The organism is Desulfacinum infernum DSM 9756 (assembly GCF_900129305.1).
GTDB classification, from domain to species: Bacteria; Desulfobacterota; Syntrophobacteria; order Syntrophobacterales; family DSM-9756; genus Desulfacinum; species Desulfacinum infernum.
In genome coordinates this window covers 117243-135345 of the sequence record NZ_FQVB01000011.1, presented here as the reverse complement: position 1 = coordinate 135345, position 18103 = coordinate 117243, and the positions used below count along the sequence as shown (strand labels likewise).

Genomic DNA, 18103 nt, shown 5'->3' with positions numbered 1-18103 from the left:
AAATCACTTTTGCCCAGGCACAGGAGACCGAGATAGGTCTTCACCACATCCCCGTGCGAAACCCTCGGCTGCCCGGGAACTTCCTTTTCCAACCGTTCGCACAGGCTTGTATAGCCGTTGATCAGGTTCCCTACCAGAGCCAAACCCGAGTGGCTGCTGTAGAAGGCTTTCGAAGACTGTTCGATCACAATTTTCTTCATGCGAGCACCTGCCAGGTGAAAGGTTGACAGGAGACCCTATAGCACAAAACACGTGTAAATTCAAAATCCTAGATAAGATCTGATATTTGTTTGGTTAAAAACATACTCACGGATTAAGGAGGAAGATCTCCTGGAAGAGCTTAAGGGACTCCCTCCGGCCCAGCGCGCCAAACGGTTGGCGGTTTTGCAGGGTCGCCTGCCTGATGCCGAGCAGGAAGAAGACGATCTCGACGATGCGGTACGTGATCAATTGGTGGATGAGTACACGGCTGCGTTGGAACTTGAACAGTTGCGCGCGGAAATCTCCGCCCTAAAGGAGCTCGTCGAGCAGGCGCGAAGGGTTCGGGAAAATGCGAACGATTCCAAACTGGCCGCATTGAAGAAGTGCCTCGGCGAGGCGCAGTTCATGGACCTGAAAGATGGCCGGGGAAAGCTCCTGATCTTCACGGAGCACAGGGATACCCTCGGCTACGTGCGCGATCATCTTGAACGATGGGGTTTCAGTACTTGCGAAATCCACGGCGGCATGAACCCCCATGAACGCAAACGGGCTCAGGAGGTTTTCAGAACCGGTGCGCAGGTATGCTGTGCTACAGAGGCCGCCGGCGAAGGGATCAACCTGCAATTTTGCCACCTGATGATCAACTATGACATGCCCTGGAACCCCACGCGCCTTGAGCAGCGCCTGGGCCGTATCCATCGCATCGGCCAGGACCGGGATGTCTATGCTTTCAACTTCGTGGCCACGGAATCCGAGGAGGGTCAGCCTATCGTTGAAGGCCGGATTCTCCACCGCCTTCTGGAAAAGCTGGACCAGATGAACGAGGCCCTCGAAGGCCGCGTGTTCGATGTGATCGGCGAAGTGCTGTCGCTGAATGACGTAAACCTCCCGGACATGCTCCGGGATGCGGCCTATGACCCCAGGCGGCTCGATGAGTACCTCGATCAGATCGACCGCATCGATCCGGCCAAGCTCAAAGAATACGAGGAAGCCACGGGAATTGCGCTTGCGCGCAGCCACGTGGATTTTTCGGCATTCCATCGCCGGAACCTCGAGGTCGAAGAGCGTCGGCTAATGCCTCGATATGTGGAAGCACAGTTCGTTGCTGCTGCTCGGGAAGTGGGCCTTCGGATCGAGCCGAGAGCAGACGGGTTGTGGCGTGTCGAGCACGTCCTTGCGGATCTTCGCTCTGAACGGCTTCGCTCCGTCCAGAAGGTCGGGAAAGCCGAATCGTCCTATCGAAAGATCACCTTCCACAAACACCACCTTGAACAGGACGTTCACGTTGACGCTGTACTGATGGGGCCGGGACATCCGCTCTATGCGGCTGTGGATGAGAAACTCAATGAACGGCTCGCCGAACTTGTGGGCCGTGTTGCTTTTTTTATCGAACCTTTATGCACAGATCCTTATCGTATCCATTTTTTCGAGATATCGATCCGTGGCAAGGACTCGAAAGGGAACGACGTACCGCTCTATGGCGAGCTCGTGGCCGTTCGCGAGGAGCGGGGGCATTACGAAATCATCCCGAGCGACATCCTGCTCAACTTTGCGGCACATCCGCATCCGCCTCAAAAGATCGAACCGACCCCGTTACTGCCGGCTACCGATTTTCTTAAAGCGAGCTACCAGCTCGAGTGCCGCGCCCGTTGTCAGCGTGAACGGCAGCATTTCGCTCAGGTTTGCCGGGAATATCTGGAAAAGTCGTTCAAGGCCAGGATCGACCGCGCCCAGGAGCGGGCCATGCTGCTGGCCGCAGAAGCGGTGACCAAGCCGGAGTTTAAGTTGGCTGCCGACGAGGCCAGGAAATATGTAGATGAGCTTCAGCGCGCACGCCGAGAACGCCTCGACGGTCTAAAACGGCTTGAGATTGCGAGGACCGGGCCGGTCAAGCACGTAGGCACGGCGATTGTACTCGCTCCCGATGCCGACACGCAGGCCCAGCTCGCTTGTCTTTCCGATGAACTCGATCCGAATATCCGCCGGCAGAGCGAGATCGCCGCAGAAGAAAAGGTCATTGAAGCGCTGGTCGCGGAAGGCTTCCCCAAGGACAGGATCGAGCGGGTTGGTCATCTGAAGCTGGGCTTCGACATCCGCGCTCACAAGATTGCCGATGAAGCCACCGGCGAGGTCTTGGTCAAGAGAGTCGAGGTCAAGGGCCGCCTGCGGGGGCAGCCGGTAAGGCTTACCACCAACGAGTGGTACAAGGCCCAGCAACTGGCAGAGACCTACTGGCTCTATGTGGTTTGGGACCCTCTGGGTGATTCCCCTGAGCTTGTGCGCATCCACAATCCCGTTGCCAAACTCGACCATGCCAAGAGGGAGATCGTGGCGGCGAGGTTCTACGAGATACCGGCCGAGGCCATAGTTGCTGCGGGGTTGTAGTATGGGAGATGACGGTGCCGAAACATACTCATGAGATTAGAGATCCCATTCATGTGTTCGTCAGGCTCGACAACCACGAACGCGACGTACTAAACTCAAGATCTTTTCAAAGGTTGCGCCATATACACCAGTTGGCGCTGACGTATCTTGTGTATCCAGGCGCAACCCACAAGCGGTTCGAACACTCCCTGGGGGTCATGGAGCTAGCAAGCCGTGTTTTTGACGTCATCACGAACCCCGACAACGTCTCCGAAGATATCCGAAGCCGGCTGGAGCCCCTGGGGAAAGCGGATTCCGACGCATTGCGATACTGGCGTAGGGTGCTGCGCATGGCGGCCCTTTGTCACGACATCGGTCATCTTCCCTTTTCCCATGCTGCAGAGGATTTGCTCCCTCAAGGGTGGGACCACGAACGAGTTACCCGGGAGATCATCGCCAGCGAGGAAGTGAGGCAGATTTGGGAAAACATGACCCCACCGCTTCGGCAAGAAGACATCATCAAGCTCGCGGTGGGCCCCAAAAAGGCGAAAGATCTTCAGTTTTCGGACTGGGAAGCCATTCTTTCAGAGATCGTTGTAGGAGACGCCTTCGGGGTCGACCGCATGGACTACCTCCTGCGCGACTCGCACCACCTAGGAGTGGCGTACGGCAAGTTCGACCATTATCGCCTCATCGATACGCTCCAAATCCTTCCCATGCCCTCCTCTGATGACGGGAACGAAGATGGAGAACCCACCTTGGGAGTAGATGAAGGCGGTATCCTGTCGTCAGAAGCGCTCATGGTCGCCAGGTACTTCATGTATTCCCAGGTCTATTTTCACCCTGTTCGAAGGATCTACGACATCCATTTGAAAGACTTTCTGAAATCTTGGCTTCCCGATGGTGTTTTCCCCACTGATATCAGTGAGTTTTTATTGATCACGGACAACGAGGTTACTGTTGCGTTACGCAAGGCCGCCTTTGATGAAGACGCGTCTGGCCACTCCCATGCCTGTCGAATTGTGCGGCGCGAACATTTCAAACGCTTATACGAAAGAAACCCGAACGATGTGGCAATCAACCCGGAAGCCGGGCGTGCGATCTTCGACGCCTTGGGCAAGGAGTTCGAGGTCGACCGGTTTCGGCACGATCGCTATTTTCAGAAAGGCGGCGCACCCGATTTTCCGGTGCGTATGCGCGATGGCCGCATTGTCTCCTCCCTGGCTGTCTCAGAAGTCCTTAATAACGTTCCGGTGCTCTCTGTGGATTACGTCTTTGCCGAACGCAGTATTTTCAATGAGGCAGAACGATGGTTGAAGGAAAACCGGGAAAAGATAATTGAACCTAAAAAGGAGGAAACAAACAATGGATAGGCTTAAAAGAGCCGCATTGATTACGCGCTTGTTGCAGAACTTAAGGGATAAGGGGAGCTGGTGCGGGGAGACCCATGCCCAAAAAGCGGCTTTCTTCGCCCAGCATCTTATGGAGGTGCCTCTGGAGTTCGATTTCATCTTGTATAAACACGGGCCGTTTTCGTTCGACCTGCGCGATGAACTGACAAGCCTGCGGGCAGACGGGCTGATTCAGCTGGTGCCACGCTGGCCCTACGGCCCCACCATCAAGCCCACCGACTTGGCCGAGAAGCTTCAGAACAACTATACCAAGACATTAAAGCAGCATGAAAAGAAGATCGCCTTTGTGGCCGATAAGCTCGGTGCCAAAGGTGTTGCCGACCTGGAACGGTTGGCCACAGCGCTTTATGTCACCAAGCAAAAGCGAACAGACGAACAGCCCGAAAAAAGAGCAAAAAAACTGTCTGAACTCAAGCCGCACATTCGAATCGATCAGGCTCAGGCCGCTATCGATGAACTGGATCAAATCATCAAGGAAGCGCAAGAGATTATCCATTGACAAGGAGATATTGGTTTGACCGACGACCGCAGACTTATAGAAGACTTTTTGCCCGTGAACTCGGTCGGGGAAGCGGCTTCGAGTGAGCCCCGTACTAAGGGGCACATTTCAACCTTGCATGTGTGGCGCGCGCGGCGGCCCTTGGTGGCATGTCGCGCAGCGGTGTACGGGGCATTGGTACCGGCGTCACGGTTCGTTCCGGAAAACGGGCCGGACAACAAGAAGGGGAGTCTGGGCCGGGCCAACGCGGCAAGGTTCATCGAGCGGCTCTGCAAGTATCCGGGAAACCCTACCGTCATTAAGGAAGCCCAGAGGCACATTCTTGAAGCCCATGCCGAGCGGTTGACCGAAGAGAGCGGCAAGAAGGTCACTGTCGTGGATATTGAAGAAGGTCGCGCCCCTCGTCCCAAGGTGCTGGACATGTTTGCAGGCGGAGGGGCCATTCCTATTGAAGCTGCCCGACTTGGATGTGAGTCACATGCTCTCGACCTCAATCCGGTCGCCTATCTCATCGAATTGTGCACCGTCACCTTCCCACAGCAATTCGGAGCGGAGCTGGCTGACGATATCGAGAAATGGGGCAAAACCATTCTGAAGAAGACGCAAGAGGCGGTGTCCGACGTCCTTGCGCGTATACCGGTTGCACGGAAGCAACCGAGGGCGATCCAAAGAACCCTTGGGGATGGAGATAGAACGCCAGCCGACGAGTATTCTGTCGTCGCTTACTACTGGACGCGGACCATCCCATGTCCGAATCCACAGTGCAAAGGAACCGTACCGCTCTATCGCCAAACCTGGCTGCGAAAAAAATCCTCCGGTTACGTCGCGCTGAAACCGGTACCGGACATGGGCAGACGCATCATGCGTTTTCAGGTGGTCGAAGCTCGGTCCGCATCGGCGCTCGGCTTTGATCCGACCACCGGGAGCGCTGGATCATCCACGGTATGCCCCTTCTGTCAAACCGCTCTCGATGGTCCCTATGTCCGCAGGTATGGCGACGAGAAAGGCTTCGGCCAGCAGCTCATGTGCGTGATTGCCCTCAATCCCGACGGCCCAGGGAAGTTCTATCTTGTCGATGAATCCCTTGCGGCCATCGAGGCTGAGCATCAAGCCATGGCCGAGAAGCGCGCGGAGGAAATTGAGCGCGAACTTGGACCGAGCAGCCTTGACGAAGTGATCCCTCCGACCGGCAACGCGGGGCTCGCGACTGGAAACAGCTATCTTTACGGCATCCGGACCTTCCGCCAGGCTTTTACCCCACGCCAGCGGTACATCCTCCTGACCATGGCCCGGGAAGTGCGCCGTGCCTACCAAGAAATGCTTGACCAAGGAGTAGAACCGGAACGGGCCAAGGCAATTACGACCTACCTGGGGTTATGGGTCAGTCGGTTGACCGACCGGTGCAACGGGTTGGCCAGGTGGAACAATGCTGGCGAGAAAATTGAAAGCCTGACGTCAATGAAACGCTTTGCAATGACATGGGATTTCCCAGAGGTGAATATCTTCGGCGGCGCTTCAGGTGACGCGTTGAGCCAGCTTGATTTCATCACTGCCGCCGTCCGTCAGGAAGGGCAATTCCGTAACCCTGTCAGAGTCGTGCGCGGTTCCGCCTCTGAACTGCCATATGACAACGGCATCTTCGATGCCGTAATTACCGATCCCCCTTACTACGACAACGAAAGCTACTCGGAGCTTTCCGATGTCTGTTACGTTTGGCTGCGGCCGACCATCGGTTTTCTCTACCCTGAACATTTCGCCGGCCAACTGACGCCGAAGAAAAAGGAATGCGTCGCCGCAGCTTATCGCCAGGGAGGAAAGCAGCAGGCGCGGGACTATTACGAGGACACCCTGTTTCAGTCCTTGCGAGAAGCCCATCGTGTCACGAAACCCGGCGGCATCCTGATCGTCGTCTATGCCCACAAGACCACCCTCGGGTGGGCGACTCTTGTGGATGCGCTTCGGCGTGCTGGATATGAGGTTGCCGAAGCCTGGCCTCTTACTACCGAAACAAAGGCTCGAGTGGCTCACCAAGGAGACGCGGCCCTTGCCTCAAGCATTTTTCTCGTAGCCCGGCGGCGTGAAGGACCTGAGACAGGTTCATATGAAGATCAAGTCCGTCAAGACCTGGAGAAAATCGTCCGCGAGCGGGTCGATTCGCTCTGGAAGATGGGCATCACCGGCGCGGACCTGGTTATCGCCGCGGTGGGCGCAGGGCTTCGCGCCTTCACCCGCTTCTCCCGCGTGGAGTACGCCAATGGCGAGGAGGTCCCGGCTGAGAAGTTCCTGGCCGAGGTGGAAGGGGTCGTGCTGGAGACGCTTCTCGAAAAGATCTTCGGGGTAACCGGAAGCGGCGTTGCCGCGGTGGACGGACCGACCCGGTTTTACGTCCTCTGGCGCTACGCTTACAAGGCGGCCGAGATGGACGCGGGCGAGGCCATCGTCTTCACGTACGGCCAGAACGTCGAGCTGGATGGCCAGAACGGACTCTCGTCCGGCAGCCGCGCACTGGTCGAAAAGAAGAAGGGCAAGTACCGACTGCGGGATTTCGCCGAACGCGGCGACGACGAAAAGCTGGGGTTGCCAAAGGATGACGGCAAGCCCGCCCCGCTGATCGACATCCTGCACCGCATCCTCTGGCTTTTGGAAAACGAGCCCCGCAAGCTCAATGACTTTCTCGACGAGGCGAGGCCGGACCGAGAGCGCTTGCGGCTGGTCGCCCAGACCCTGGCCGGGACCGCCCTGGAGGGCGCTGGACAGGCCGGCGGCCTGTCCCACCAAAACATCATCACCACCCCGGCGGAAGTCTCCGCCCTCAAGAAACTTGTCGCTAACTGGCGGACGCTGATTGAGGCGAGACTTTCCGATGTAGACCTGAAAACGAAACAAATGAGAATCCCACGGAGGCCAGAAAGTGAGCACACATGCACTTCGTCCCTGGACCGACCTGGTCAAGCTCCATCCTGACGTGGAAGCGGGTAGCCTGACCGAGGCGGTGTTCGCCATTGATCTCGGAGCCATCGCCGCGGGTGACCCCAACGTGCCCGTGGTCAACCGGGACCCGGAAGCCTTCTTTCGGGCGACCTACCTTACGGCCGACCTGCGAAGGCTCCTGGACGAAGTGCTGGCATCCCTTTCCGGCAAGTCCGGGTACAACCGGGTGTTGAAGCTCAGGGTGCCCTTCGGCGGGGGAAAGTCGCATACCCTGGCGGCGCTGTTCCATGCCGCGCGAAAGCGAGAGGCGCTGGACGGTATCCCCGAGGCTAAGGAATTCGCCCGGCCCGGCAATGTGGCCGTGGCGGTTTTCGACGGCGAGAAATTCGATGCCCGTAACGGCAAGACACTGGAAGACGGCCGCACGATCCAGACCATGTGGGGCTGGATCGCCTGGCAGATCGATCCCGAGAAGGCCTTCCCCATCGTCGCCGAGCACGATAAGGACCGTGTGTCTCCAGGCGGAGATATGATCCGCAAGTTGCTTACCGAGGGGGCAAGCGGTCGGCCGGTTCTCATCCTCCTCGATGAGGTGCTCAAATACATGGAGCGGGCCGCTGCGGTCAGCGTCCTTGATTCCACGCTCCAGCGACAGGCCAAGGATTTCTTCCAGAACCTGACCGTCGAGGTGGCCGGGAGCGAGAAGGCCGCGCTCGTCTATTCCCTCACCTGGAGCGCCAGGGAGGCCCTGGGCAATGTCGGACTGCTTGCCGAGATCGACAAGCTCGCCTCCCGGGTGGACCAACTCCGGGAACCGGTCTCGGGCGATGAGGTTCTCCCGATCCTCAAGCGGCGGCTTCTGGGAGGCGACCCCGATCCGACACTCGCTGACGAGGTCGCCGCGGCCTATCAGGACGTTGTGACCGGCATGCAGCGGGCTCATGCCGAAACGCCGTCGGAACGCCGGCAAGCCGAGGAGGAAGGCCGGCTGCTGCGGGATCGGATGCGGGCGGCCTATCCATTCCATCCCGCGCTCATCGACATCATGAGGGAACGCTGGACCGCGGTGGATGCTTTCCAGCGGACACGCGGCGCGCTGCGGTTCCTTGCCTCCTGCATGCATTCCCTCAAGAAGAACGGCGGAGCAAAGGCGCTTCTCGGGCCTGGGGACGTGCCGGTGAAAGACGTGGATGTCCGGGTGAAGATGCTCAAAGAGCTGGGTGCCCAGAACGACTTCGACCCGGTCATCACGGCGGACATCGACGGACCGAACGCCCGGGCGAAACGTATCGACGACCGGTTGAGCCGCGAAACCCCTGCGCTTGCCAGTGTGAGACCTGCCACGCGCATCGCCACGGCCATCCTTTTGTATTCGTTTGGCGGGTTAAGGCGGGAGGGCTCGGGCAGCGACGAGACGCTGCCGCCAGGCGTAACGGAGAATGAACTCCTTGCGACCTGCGTCGGTCCGGATCTCGACAACATCACGGCCACAGCCGTCTTGTCCGAGCTTCGTAATACATGCCTGTACCTGCATTACGACGGCGTCCGGTACTGCTTCAAGAAGGACCCGAATGTCACCAAGCTGATCGAGGACGCGGAGCAGACCGTTGCCCGCGAGGACTCTCAGGCTCGTGGTCACGGCCCGGTCCGAAGTCGGATCAAAGAAATGCTGGAAGAGCGCCTTGCCGGCCACCACACGGCCATTGTCTGGCCGGTGAAGAGCCAGGACATCCCCGATGAGGACCCCCGTTTTCTCGTTGCCTACCTGCCCCTTGAGTTCGCCGCCGAGGGCAAGTCGGAGCAGGAACGTCAGGCCAAGGAGTATCTGACCAAGTACGGAGATCGTCCCAGGCGTTTCCGCAACGGGCTGGGACTCGCGATACCGGAAAAGAAACAAATCGAGGCGTTGCGGCGTGCCGTCCGGTATCTCTTGGCCATCGACCGCGTGGAAGCCAAGAAGCAGCAGCTCCGGCTCACCAAGGACCAGCTCGACCAACTCCGGGAGAGGAAGCGCACCGAGCAGGCCGCGGCTGAGTCATGCTTTCGGGAGCTGTACACGGCCGTGTGGTTGCCTTGGGTTCAGGACGGCGAACTGGAGATCGAAAAGGTGGAACGGGGCGGACGTCCGCTTCAGGCAACCGGCGTCCACGAGCGCATTATGGAACTGCTCACCAGTGTGGGTACGCCACGGATTCACGGATCGGTGACACCAAGGAAAATCGCCGAGCGAGTGCGGCTCGGCGAATCCGTAAACGAGGGAGAGCCCCCGCTCATGGGCATCAAGGCATCCGATGTACTGGAGTCGTTTTTCCGGGATATTGCGCCGCCCCGGTTGGAATCCGCATCCGTCCTGCGCAAGGGGATCGCTCGAGGTGTATCGGAAAGCGTCTTCGCCTATGCGAGCGAAGGCAGTCCTGTTCTCGGTCCTGATGGAAAGTACCAGGTAAATCGCGACAAGGTGATTCTCGGCCGCTCTATTGCCGATGACGAAGTCGATTTCGATTCCGGCTTTCTTATGATGCCGCAAGCAATCCCGGAAGCCCCGACGGCCCAACCCACCGGCGCATTCCCTGTCGACACCGGCGCAGTTCCTCCACCGAGCGTCCAAGAAGGTGTGGCCGGAAGGGGTGTCGGAACCGGTACTGGCCCAGTCACGACAGGCACGGATGTTTCCGGACGAAGGAAACGGGTCGCTTTTGTCTTCGAAGCCACTCGGGAACAGGTCTTCAAGGCGTTTCCGGCCATCGCGAACCTGGCCGACAAATCCGATGGAGCCAAGGTGCGAATCCGAATCGAAGGCTCGTCGGCTGCCGGTTTCGACCCATCGTGGCTACGCAATGCCGTGGACGAACCGCTGGACGAAGCAGATATCGAGCGGACTGTGGAGGAATGACAAAGTGAGGTAAACCATGGCCACTGCAAATGGTGAACGAACCTATCAATTCAAGGCATTGACGGACTTGTGGACCGGGTCGGTCGCACTTAAAGAAAAGAACGGCCAGATTAAGGAAAAAACTGGTCCTGACCGTCTGATCACCACCGGCCTGCTCGGTTCCATCCGCTGGTGGTTCGAGGTATTGGTCCGTGGTCTGGGCGGTGGTACCTGCGATCCTTCTGATCACATCCGCTGTCCAGACAAAGATGGAAAACGCTGTGTTGTTTGTGAACTATTTGGCTGCACCGGCTGGGCGCGGAAGTTCAGATTTGAAGTCTTGGATGAGAATAGCGGTACCAAGACAGGTCAGATCAAACAAAACGATACTTTCAATCTTCGGTTCACACCCCTCCGTCCGATCTGTGATGAAGAATGGGCCCTCCTGGACGCCACACTTCGCTTGATCGCCGAATACGGGGCCATCGGCGGCAAGACGGTATTCAAGCCAACGGACGAACCCAGTCGGACGGGAGAAACGCATCATCAAGATTACGGCATCGTGGAGATTGTCAAAGTCAATCCGCGAATAACAAACCTGAACGTTACGGAAGTGAAAAAGTACGTTCGCCAGGAGCGGTGGAGAAAACCGGAATCAAAAGCAATAGATGCTGATTTTGCTTGGGCATCACTCGAATTCTTCTGGTTTGTTAAGATGAAGACACTAACGCGAGAGACCACCAGCGCTAGTTCTTTTAACAAGGTGCTAGGCAGAAAAGAGAGCAAGACGTGCCTTGATTGCGGTCAAGTCCACAATCCGCCGAACAAGTGCCCGAAGGCAAAACGGCACCCGAAGCGCGCGAGCGAACAACTTGCCAATAGTAATGATGAAATATCCAGATGGCTTGCTGGCTCTCAGCAGGAGAGCAAGAAGGTGCTCAGTTTCAAGAACCCCGCGAGAACCTTCGGCTTCGTGAAACCCGGACTGATCGATTTCGACACCATGAAGAGACGTCTGACGAAGGTATGGGGGCAAAGCGGCTGGGATTTTCTCACCGGAGACAAGATCATCGATCAACTATTCGCCGGGAAGGAGAGGTGCTCATGACTTTCGATTATTACGCCTCCCTGGCCGAAAACAAAGCATGCCCGAAACGGGTGAATGAAGGCGGTCTCGCTGCAGGCTTTGTGGATGGATGTGCGGTCTGGTCCTGCCAGGATAAACCGCAAGCGCAGAAAGCGCCTGACCCCAAAAACGAAGCCCGCAAATGCTACATGAAACGGGCGGCTGAACTGGATCTCAAACTCCCTTCGGCTCTTCACCTTGAGCCCGACCATACTTCCCCGCCGGATTCGACCTGGTTCGGCATCGATGTTTCTTTTACGCTGGCATCCCCCTGGTACTCGAAGGACGACCGCCCCTTTCACGTGCTGGATAACCCGGTACGCAAGGACCGGGTCTTCGGAGTGCCGTTCATGTCCGCGGCCTCCTGGAAGGGACTTCTTCGCTGGGCGTGCAGGATGCAGGCCGGTTTGCGCGAGCATCTGGAAGAGCACGAGATGAAAATGGATGGTTGGAACGATCCTTCCTGGATCGTCCACCTTTTCGGCAATGAAAAAGGGGAAGATGAGCGATTCCGCGCCGGCGCCCTCGTCTTTTATCCGACCTGGTTCAACAAGGTTGGCTTCGAGGTGATCAATCCCCACAGCCGCAGCCGTCGCGCCGGGACTCAGCCCATTTACTATGAGGTCGTCCCGGCAGGGACAAGAGGCAGGTTGCGGCTGCTCTATGCGCCCCTGCCGGGAGAAATCGAAAACGATAAACTCACGCCCGCCGAATTTATCGGCGGCTTCATCGACAGTATAAGGGCGCTTCTCGAAACGTATGGCATTTCCGCCAAACGCACCGCCGGCTGGGGTACTGCGAAGATCGATGAGTGGACAGGTCATGTGAAGGCCTCCGCGCAACCTTCAAAGGCTGAAACTCGACCAATAAAGAAGACTCTCCACAGCCTCAAGGACCTTGGCACTCTGGTACATGAGCAAGCCCCAGCCGGTTCCTTCACGCATAAGGACGCGGAAGGATTCAAAGCGGAGATGAAAAGCCGAATCGCCCGGAAGGGAGGGGACCAATGACGGGATTTCAACCTCCGGACACGTTGCGGCAGCATCGCCCTTTGCTTCTGGCGTGTGAGGCAATCGGCTGGCTCCATATGACCGGCAAGGCGAAGATTGATTTCCTTCGTGGGCACGGTGGACAAAAAAATGACTACGAATACGAAAAGTGGGATGAAATAGAAAGTCCTGCTTTCCCTTGGGATGATCAACTTAAATGGGTGAAAGACAACTTCACGCTGAACAGAGACGCCTGGCCCGCCACGTTTACGGAGTATATCAGGAAGCATACGAAAAGAGACAAAGGGTTGCTTGGCTTGCTTCAGGCCGGTCACGCCATGGCGTCGGGCATCGAAAAGAATCTGCCGTCAGCCACCGCCAAATACCTGGGCCAGGATGTCACCCACATGTGGTTGTCCACGGCCTTCGGCCACCCTGCCCGCAATCTATTGGCCGACCCGCCTGAATTGCTGACCGAATCTGGTTGGAAGCGGCTGCTTGAGCAGATTGTGCAGCTCCTCACAGTGCTGCAGCAACTTGGCAAAAATGGTTCCCCAAACGACATTGATGGCTGGTGGCGTTGGCGGGATGAAGCTGTGGGGCCCGAAGGATGGCTACGCAAGGAGTTTTCCAGCACCCTGGCCGAAACCAGGTTGCCGAACAACGACGTCACGCTGTTTGATCAGTCCTATGTCGCAGCCGCTTTGTTCAAAAGCGCCGCGGCCGGTGCGATTCTGGAAGGCAGCTCGTTCCCCTGGTCCAGCAATGGACTCAAACAAGAGACCCGTTGGCGGCTCTTGACCGTCGGGATCGGTGCGGACCACTATGAGGCCCGGGCGGTTAAGATCGGCGACTGGACCGGCGCGCGCCTGGCGCTGGACGAGTTTTTCATCAACGTCTGCAAGCTCGTTGAGGCCGATCTGGCTGTAGGCTCCCTGCTGTACAGGGACGGCGAGACCTGTGTCTTTTCGTTCCCAGGGGAGCGATTCGGCCACGACAAACAAGGGTACCGAGGCGGCGATTTGCAGATCGCCGAGTGGCAAGACTGGCTGGCTGAGCAGATAGATGGTTACGCCAGTGACGCCAACCTTGAGATGCCTCCCTATTGCAGCATCAGCGAGCCCTCCCGCTCTCTTGTCGGGATGACGGCGGAAATCCGGAAGGCGCGGGAGACAATGGTTGTGCCGGTCTTCCGCGATTGGAGGATTCCTGACCAGGATTCGTCGAAGGGCCATGTCTGCCCGGTATGTCTTGTGCGTAGAAGCCCATCAGTGACAGACAAGCAAATGCCTTGCGCCCCTTGCAAGGCGCGGCGGACTCACCGTCTGGACATGTGGCTTGAGGGGAAGTTCGGATCAGACACCATCTGGATCAGCGAGGTGGCCGATGCCAATGACCGGGTCGCCCTCGTCACCATGAACCTGGACATCGAGCCCTGGCTTGACGGAACCCGCCTGGACGCGCTCAGGACCCAGGCCATTTCAGAATGGCGCAAGTTCAATCCCATACTAAAAAACCAGCCAAACCCCATCGATCCGTCCACCTGTTGCGATAGCCTCTTTCAGTACATCAAAGGAAAACTCCAGTCCTTTGACAAGACAGACCCCGTGCTGAGCAACCTCCAGGAGGGGTACCAGCACGAGAAAGATTGGCCATCTTTTTTCTCCAAAATCGTCGAGGATCGCGCCGACTCGCCTCAATGGAAGGACATTGACGAGAGCGTACGCGCTGGATGGCTCACACATCAGTTGTTCCGTAAACTCGCCTCACCGGGTCGCATTTATCGCTTTGAGCGGCAGGCCGAGGATTTCTTCAAAGCCTTGCTTGCCGAATTCCGCGACATAGCGGCTGCGGACCGGAACCGCTGGCGCGTGCGCCGATTGGTTCTCAAGCCGGATAACCGTTCTTCCGGTTCATGGGAAGACCGGCAGACCTATGGCGGACGTTATGGGGATGCGCCTGTAAGCCTGTTGTATAGGGAACAAACAGAGGACTTCCTCACCATCTGCAACCTGGCCCGACTTCTGAAACCGGAGCAAGACAAGGATTGCTTGCGGGGAATCACTCTGGAGTTGAAAGCGGACGATAGCGTAGACGCCAAACCACTTGTGGTGCATTCGGCAGCGGATGCTGCTGACGCTCTGGGCGTTTATCATCCGGTGATCCCTCTGGATCTTTCGCCGGTGCGCTTCCGGGTCCTTCTGCCGCTTGAAGCCGCATCGGCTTGTGTGGACCGGGCGGTTGAAGCATGGCGCGACCAATTCGCCCGTGTCTGGGACCGGCTGCCGCTACGAGTCGGGGTCGTGGCATTTCCCAGGATGACGCCCTTTCAGGCCGTGATAGAAGCGGCACGGACCATCGAGAGTGATTTGGATGGGATTCAGAAGCCTGAAACCTGGCGGGTGGCGGGATGCGAAACGCAGAAGGGCGTCACTACTCTCAGCATCAAGTCGCTGGATCATCGGCAAGAGATTCTTCAAACCATACCCATCAGAGTCCCCGATGGACGGGAAGACGTATTTTATCCGTACCTGGCAGTGGAAGATAACCAAGTCCGCTTTCCTCTGGATTTCCAGCATCCCAACGGTCAGGTCTATCGGCACGCGAAGGACTTGCGAAGCGGGGACGGGGTTCTCCTTTATCCATCGCTTATTGCCACAGTCTTCATGGATAGCACGGCCAGGCGTTTCGAACCGTTTCGTCGCAGACAGCTAACGGAATGGCCGCGGATGCGCGATCTCTGGCGGCTGATGGGGCGGCACGCACCAAGTCAGTCCGCGCTCCGCGGCGCATGGTCGGAAATTGTCGAGCGGCGCGATGCCTGGCAAGGAGCGGATGGTACATGGTTCGAGGGAGGAAAAACGGCCTGGCTCGATTTCGCCCGCGCGGTGTTCCATGAACGTCTGGGTGTTCGAGGCGCTTGCCTTGAAATGTTGGTGGAAGCCGCCGGAGACGGGCTTTTGGACTGGAGCCTGGAATGGCACATGAGCGTATTAAAAGAGCAAGTGTCCGGCCTGCCTGTGCGTGGCCGAACGCAGACAGGAGGTGACCGATGACAACAAACAATCGGGGTTTTGTGACTTTTCCGTTTGCCGGCATGGCGCTCGATCCCATCCATGTCGGTACAGGCGGAGCTCGGCTGGGCCGGGTGGATAACACCATCGTGCGCGACCCGGTGACACGGATTCCCAAAATTCCTGGATCGAGTCTTGCAGGGGTCATGCGAGCCTACACGGCCATGGCAAAGGGGAAATACCCCAAGTGTGCCGGCCTGGGTCAGCCGGAGCGCGACGGTGCCGGCGGCCATTGCGGAAAGGCCGATTGCCCTGTGTGTACCGTGTTCGGCTTTGCCAAAGGCATCGGCGCAAGTGGCGGTTTCGCGGGACTGGCGGCATTTAGCGATATGCAGGTGCTGCTCTTTCCCGTGGCGTCGCAATTGGGGCCGCAATGGATCACGTGCCCAATGGCATTGCGGCAAACCAGCATTGCGGAATTCGCAGAACTGGGGGACCTGCCGGAGCAGCAGGTCGTTTACCGTGAAACGGACGGCGGGGCAGTTCACATGAATCTCGGCTGGCTTCTTTTGCCGGTCAAGACGGATTGGAAACCACTCACTGCGAATGATCAATTCAAAGATCAATTCAAAGCGCTGGGGATACCGAATTACATCATCAGCCGCTTGGCTGTCGTCTCGGACAAACTGTTCAGCCATATCGTGAACAGCAACCTCGAAGTTCGGACATCGGTCGCCATCGATCCGGCCACTGGAGCGGCCGAGGAAGGGGCGCTGTTCACCTATGAGGCCCTGCCTCGAGGCACAGTGCTCTTTTGGGAGGTAATCTGCCGGAATCCAAAACACTTTAAGATCGATCGAGATGATGTGAAGGCGGTCGACTCACCGGAGAAAGTCAGAGATGCTATTACTGATGCCCATTCTTATCTGGAACATCTCGGGATCGGCGGCATGGGAAGCCGGGGCATGGGGCGGCTGCGCGTGCTGGCAACGAAGGAGCCCGCCGATGCGGATAAGCCAGGAAAGGAGGTCTCGTAATGGACGCTCCGACCTTCGAAAACCTGGACCTTGCCTGTGCCAGGGTGGGCAAGACCATTGCGGAGAGGCCGTCAAAGGAGCTTGAGAACCTCATTACGAGTGCGCTCACCGTTCTGGAAGAACAAGGAATTTATGCTCTATTTCTTTTTTTGAAAACGCGAGGCGGCAGTGGGGAAGGTGAAAAGGTCACGAAAAAGATTTATAAGTTCCTGCAACAAACGCCACAGCAGGCCCCTTTACTTCCTGACAATGCCGACGTCTTTACCTCGCTTCAGCGGATGGCCAAGGATCTTGACAAGCTACTGCTGGCCCGCGATCTGGTCCGGCAAACACTCGTCTACGCCCGCTATCATGCGCGAGTGCCACAAAATAGTGAGGTGCGAACATGACCTGGACGGCACTTCGATGGATCTGGCGACCGGAAGCGCCGCTTTTCGTCGGCATGCCTCCGGCAGGGGCGTTGAACCGCTGTAGACCCTATGTCCCGGCGCGTGTGCTTTGGGGAGCTGTGACCGCTGAGATATCTCGATCGCGAAGTAGTGAAAGCTTTCCAGATTACAAGAATCTTGGAGACAAAGTCGCTCACAAGTGCCGTTTCACCTATCTCTTTCCGGCCGAGAAACGGGGCGACACGATTCGACCTTGGATACCGAAATTCGAAACGATGAGAGGACTCCAATGGCATTGCCACGGCGGCAAGAACAGGCTGTCGGACCGTGACTTCAGACGTCGTCTGCTGGACTCCCGGCCCGGCACCGCAATCGCTCCCGAATCGGACTCAGCATCTGAAGGCACACTCCGGGAGACAGAATGTATCAATCCCTGGTGGCGTGATTCCAACTGTCAGGGGGAAACGAATGCCGTGCTGCTTTTGGGGTACGTCTTCTTGAGAAACAACGGCTTTCGGAGGGCGTTGGACAATATCGATACCCTCTTTGTCGGTGGCGACACCAGATACGGTCTTGGGAAAATATGCCGTGTGGAGTGGCAGGAGGTATCCGGCGACTTGTCCATCTTCGGGAAACGAGTTTATTTGGATGGGGAGCATCCCGAAATACAAAGCGACATCGTTTGGGGACATGCCTTGGAAGGTGGCCGGCATCAAATCCAGGGAATGCAAGGAGTGAAAGAGCTTCTTGGCGGTTGGGACCAAGGCAGCCCGTGGAGAGGAGCACTTACGTGGGCCCCCGGCTCATTTCTGCAACGTACAACGGCCTGGTCGATTGACAACTATGGGTACTGGATGCATCAGGACAACAAATAGCCGATGTTTGCGACCGGTTTGCGACACAACTTACGACAACTCCTTTTGATAGGGTAAATGAGGCTGTCGAGTTTTTCACCCTGCCGGTGGCCATATGTTCTTTGATAGCTTATTAAACCACAACGGCTTTCGGTTAATAGCCGGAGAAGGAGAACCGTCATGAAAAGGGTTGCACAAGGGGAGCCAGATTTCAATCTGCCAATTTGGGCGGTTCTTAGTTAACGCGAGACCCCGTCGGGATGACCTGGCGGGGTCTTTGCGTATCTTCCTGATTCACGCGGATTTACGGCTCCGCGAGCATCCCCCTTGCCTTGAAGGTTCGAGACGGAACGCCTGCGTCCATGCGCAACCCCCACGGAGCTTGTCCGAGAAGGCTGTTTCTCCCGAGATCGCG

At 57.5% G+C, this 18103-nt stretch carries 11 protein-coding genes and 1 pseudogene; 11 read left to right on the top strand and 1 reads right to left on the bottom strand.

The genetic code is table 11. The features are described 5' to 3' along the window. Nucleotides 1-200, bottom strand: a pseudogene (locus tag BUB04_RS07080) (IS1380 family transposase); the annotation flags it as partial. 184 nt (nucleotides 201-384) lie between these two features. On the opposite strand from BUB04_RS07080, the gene BUB04_RS07075 reads away from it, so the two are divergent. Genes BUB04_RS07075 through BUB04_RS19010 form a run of 11 tightly spaced genes read left to right on the top strand, consistent with a single transcriptional unit; the run spans nucleotide 385 to nucleotide 17709 of the window. After that, nucleotides 385-2586, top strand: coding sequence for a helicase-related protein (locus tag BUB04_RS07075; RefSeq protein WP_178371930.1), 2202 nt, complete (start codon nucleotides 385-387; stop codon nucleotides 2584-2586). An 8-nt stretch (nucleotides 2587-2594) separates the two neighbouring features. Then, complete coding sequence (locus BUB04_RS07070) at nucleotides 2595-3938, top strand: HD domain-containing protein (RefSeq protein ID WP_353743177.1); 1344 nt, start codon at nucleotides 2595-2597, stop codon at nucleotides 3936-3938. Continuing rightward, nucleotides 3931-4476: a hypothetical protein gene (locus BUB04_RS07065; protein WP_073038286.1), complete on the top strand. Its 546-nt coding sequence runs from the start codon at nucleotides 3931-3933 to the stop codon at nucleotides 4474-4476. The genes BUB04_RS07070 and BUB04_RS07065 overlap by 8 nt, the downstream gene beginning before the upstream one ends. Nucleotides 4477-4491: 15 nt before the next feature. After that, on the top strand, nucleotides 4492-7440 hold the full coding sequence (locus BUB04_RS07060; protein ID WP_245795146.1) for a DUF1156 domain-containing protein: 2949 nt from the start codon (nucleotides 4492-4494) through the stop codon (nucleotides 7438-7440). Nucleotide 7441: 1 nt separating this feature from the next. Next, nucleotides 7442-10300, top strand: a complete 2859-nt coding sequence (locus BUB04_RS07055) for an ATP-binding protein (RefSeq protein WP_245795145.1) — start codon at nucleotides 7442-7444, stop codon at nucleotides 10298-10300. A gap of 16 nt (nucleotides 10301-10316) precedes the next feature. Next, nucleotides 10317-11387, top strand: coding sequence for a type III-B CRISPR module RAMP protein Cmr1 (gene cmr1 / locus BUB04_RS07050; protein ID WP_073038284.1), 1071 nt, complete (start codon nucleotides 10317-10319; stop codon nucleotides 11385-11387). Continuing rightward, nucleotides 11384-12415, top strand: a complete 1032-nt coding sequence (locus BUB04_RS07045; protein ID WP_073038283.1) for an RAMP superfamily CRISPR-associated protein — start codon at nucleotides 11384-11386, stop codon at nucleotides 12413-12415. The genes cmr1 and BUB04_RS07045 overlap by 4 nt, the downstream gene beginning before the upstream one ends. Continuing rightward, on the top strand, nucleotides 12412-15450 hold the full coding sequence (locus BUB04_RS07040; protein ID WP_073038282.1) for a CRISPR-associated protein Csx11: 3039 nt from the start codon (nucleotides 12412-12414) through the stop codon (nucleotides 15448-15450). Before BUB04_RS07045 ends, BUB04_RS07040 begins: the two co-directional genes overlap by 4 nt. Beyond that, nucleotides 15447-16445, top strand: a complete 999-nt coding sequence (cmr4, locus tag BUB04_RS07035; protein WP_073038281.1) for a type III-B CRISPR module RAMP protein Cmr4 — start codon at nucleotides 15447-15449, stop codon at nucleotides 16443-16445. The genes BUB04_RS07040 and cmr4 overlap by 4 nt, the downstream gene beginning before the upstream one ends. Continuing rightward, complete coding sequence (locus BUB04_RS07030; protein WP_073038280.1) at nucleotides 16445-16834, top strand: hypothetical protein; 390 nt, start codon at nucleotides 16445-16447, stop codon at nucleotides 16832-16834. Before cmr4 ends, BUB04_RS07030 begins: the two co-directional genes overlap by 1 nt. Continuing rightward, on the top strand, nucleotides 16831-17709 hold the full coding sequence (locus tag BUB04_RS19010) for a hypothetical protein (RefSeq protein ID WP_143156391.1): 879 nt from the start codon (nucleotides 16831-16833) through the stop codon (nucleotides 17707-17709). Before BUB04_RS07030 ends, BUB04_RS19010 begins: the two co-directional genes overlap by 4 nt. Nucleotides 17710-18103 lie beyond the last annotated feature (394 nt).

Excerpts from the sequence above, each read along its gene's own strand:
- cmr4 (WP_073038281.1), top strand. The coding sequence starts at position 15,447 with ATGACAACAAACAATCGGGGTTTTGTGACTTTTCCGTTTGCCGGCATG.
- BUB04_RS07070 (WP_353743177.1), top strand. The coding sequence starts at position 2,595 with ATGACGGTGCCGAAACATACTCATGAGATTAGAGATCCCATTCATGTG.
- BUB04_RS07065 (WP_073038286.1), top strand. The coding sequence starts at position 3,931 with ATGGATAGGCTTAAAAGAGCCGCATTGATTACGCGCTTGTTGCAGAAC.
- cmr1 (WP_073038284.1), top strand. The coding sequence starts at position 10,317 with ATGGCCACTGCAAATGGTGAACGAACCTATCAATTCAAGGCATTGACG.
- BUB04_RS07030 (WP_073038280.1), top strand. The coding sequence starts at position 16,445 with ATGGACGCTCCGACCTTCGAAAACCTGGACCTTGCCTGTGCCAGGGTG.
- BUB04_RS19010 (WP_143156391.1), top strand. The coding sequence starts at position 16,831 with ATGACCTGGACGGCACTTCGATGGATCTGGCGACCGGAAGCGCCGCTT.
- BUB04_RS07040 (WP_073038282.1), top strand. The coding sequence starts at position 12,412 with ATGACGGGATTTCAACCTCCGGACACGTTGCGGCAGCATCGCCCTTTG.
- BUB04_RS07045 (WP_073038283.1), top strand. The coding sequence starts at position 11,384 with ATGACTTTCGATTATTACGCCTCCCTGGCCGAAAACAAAGCATGCCCG.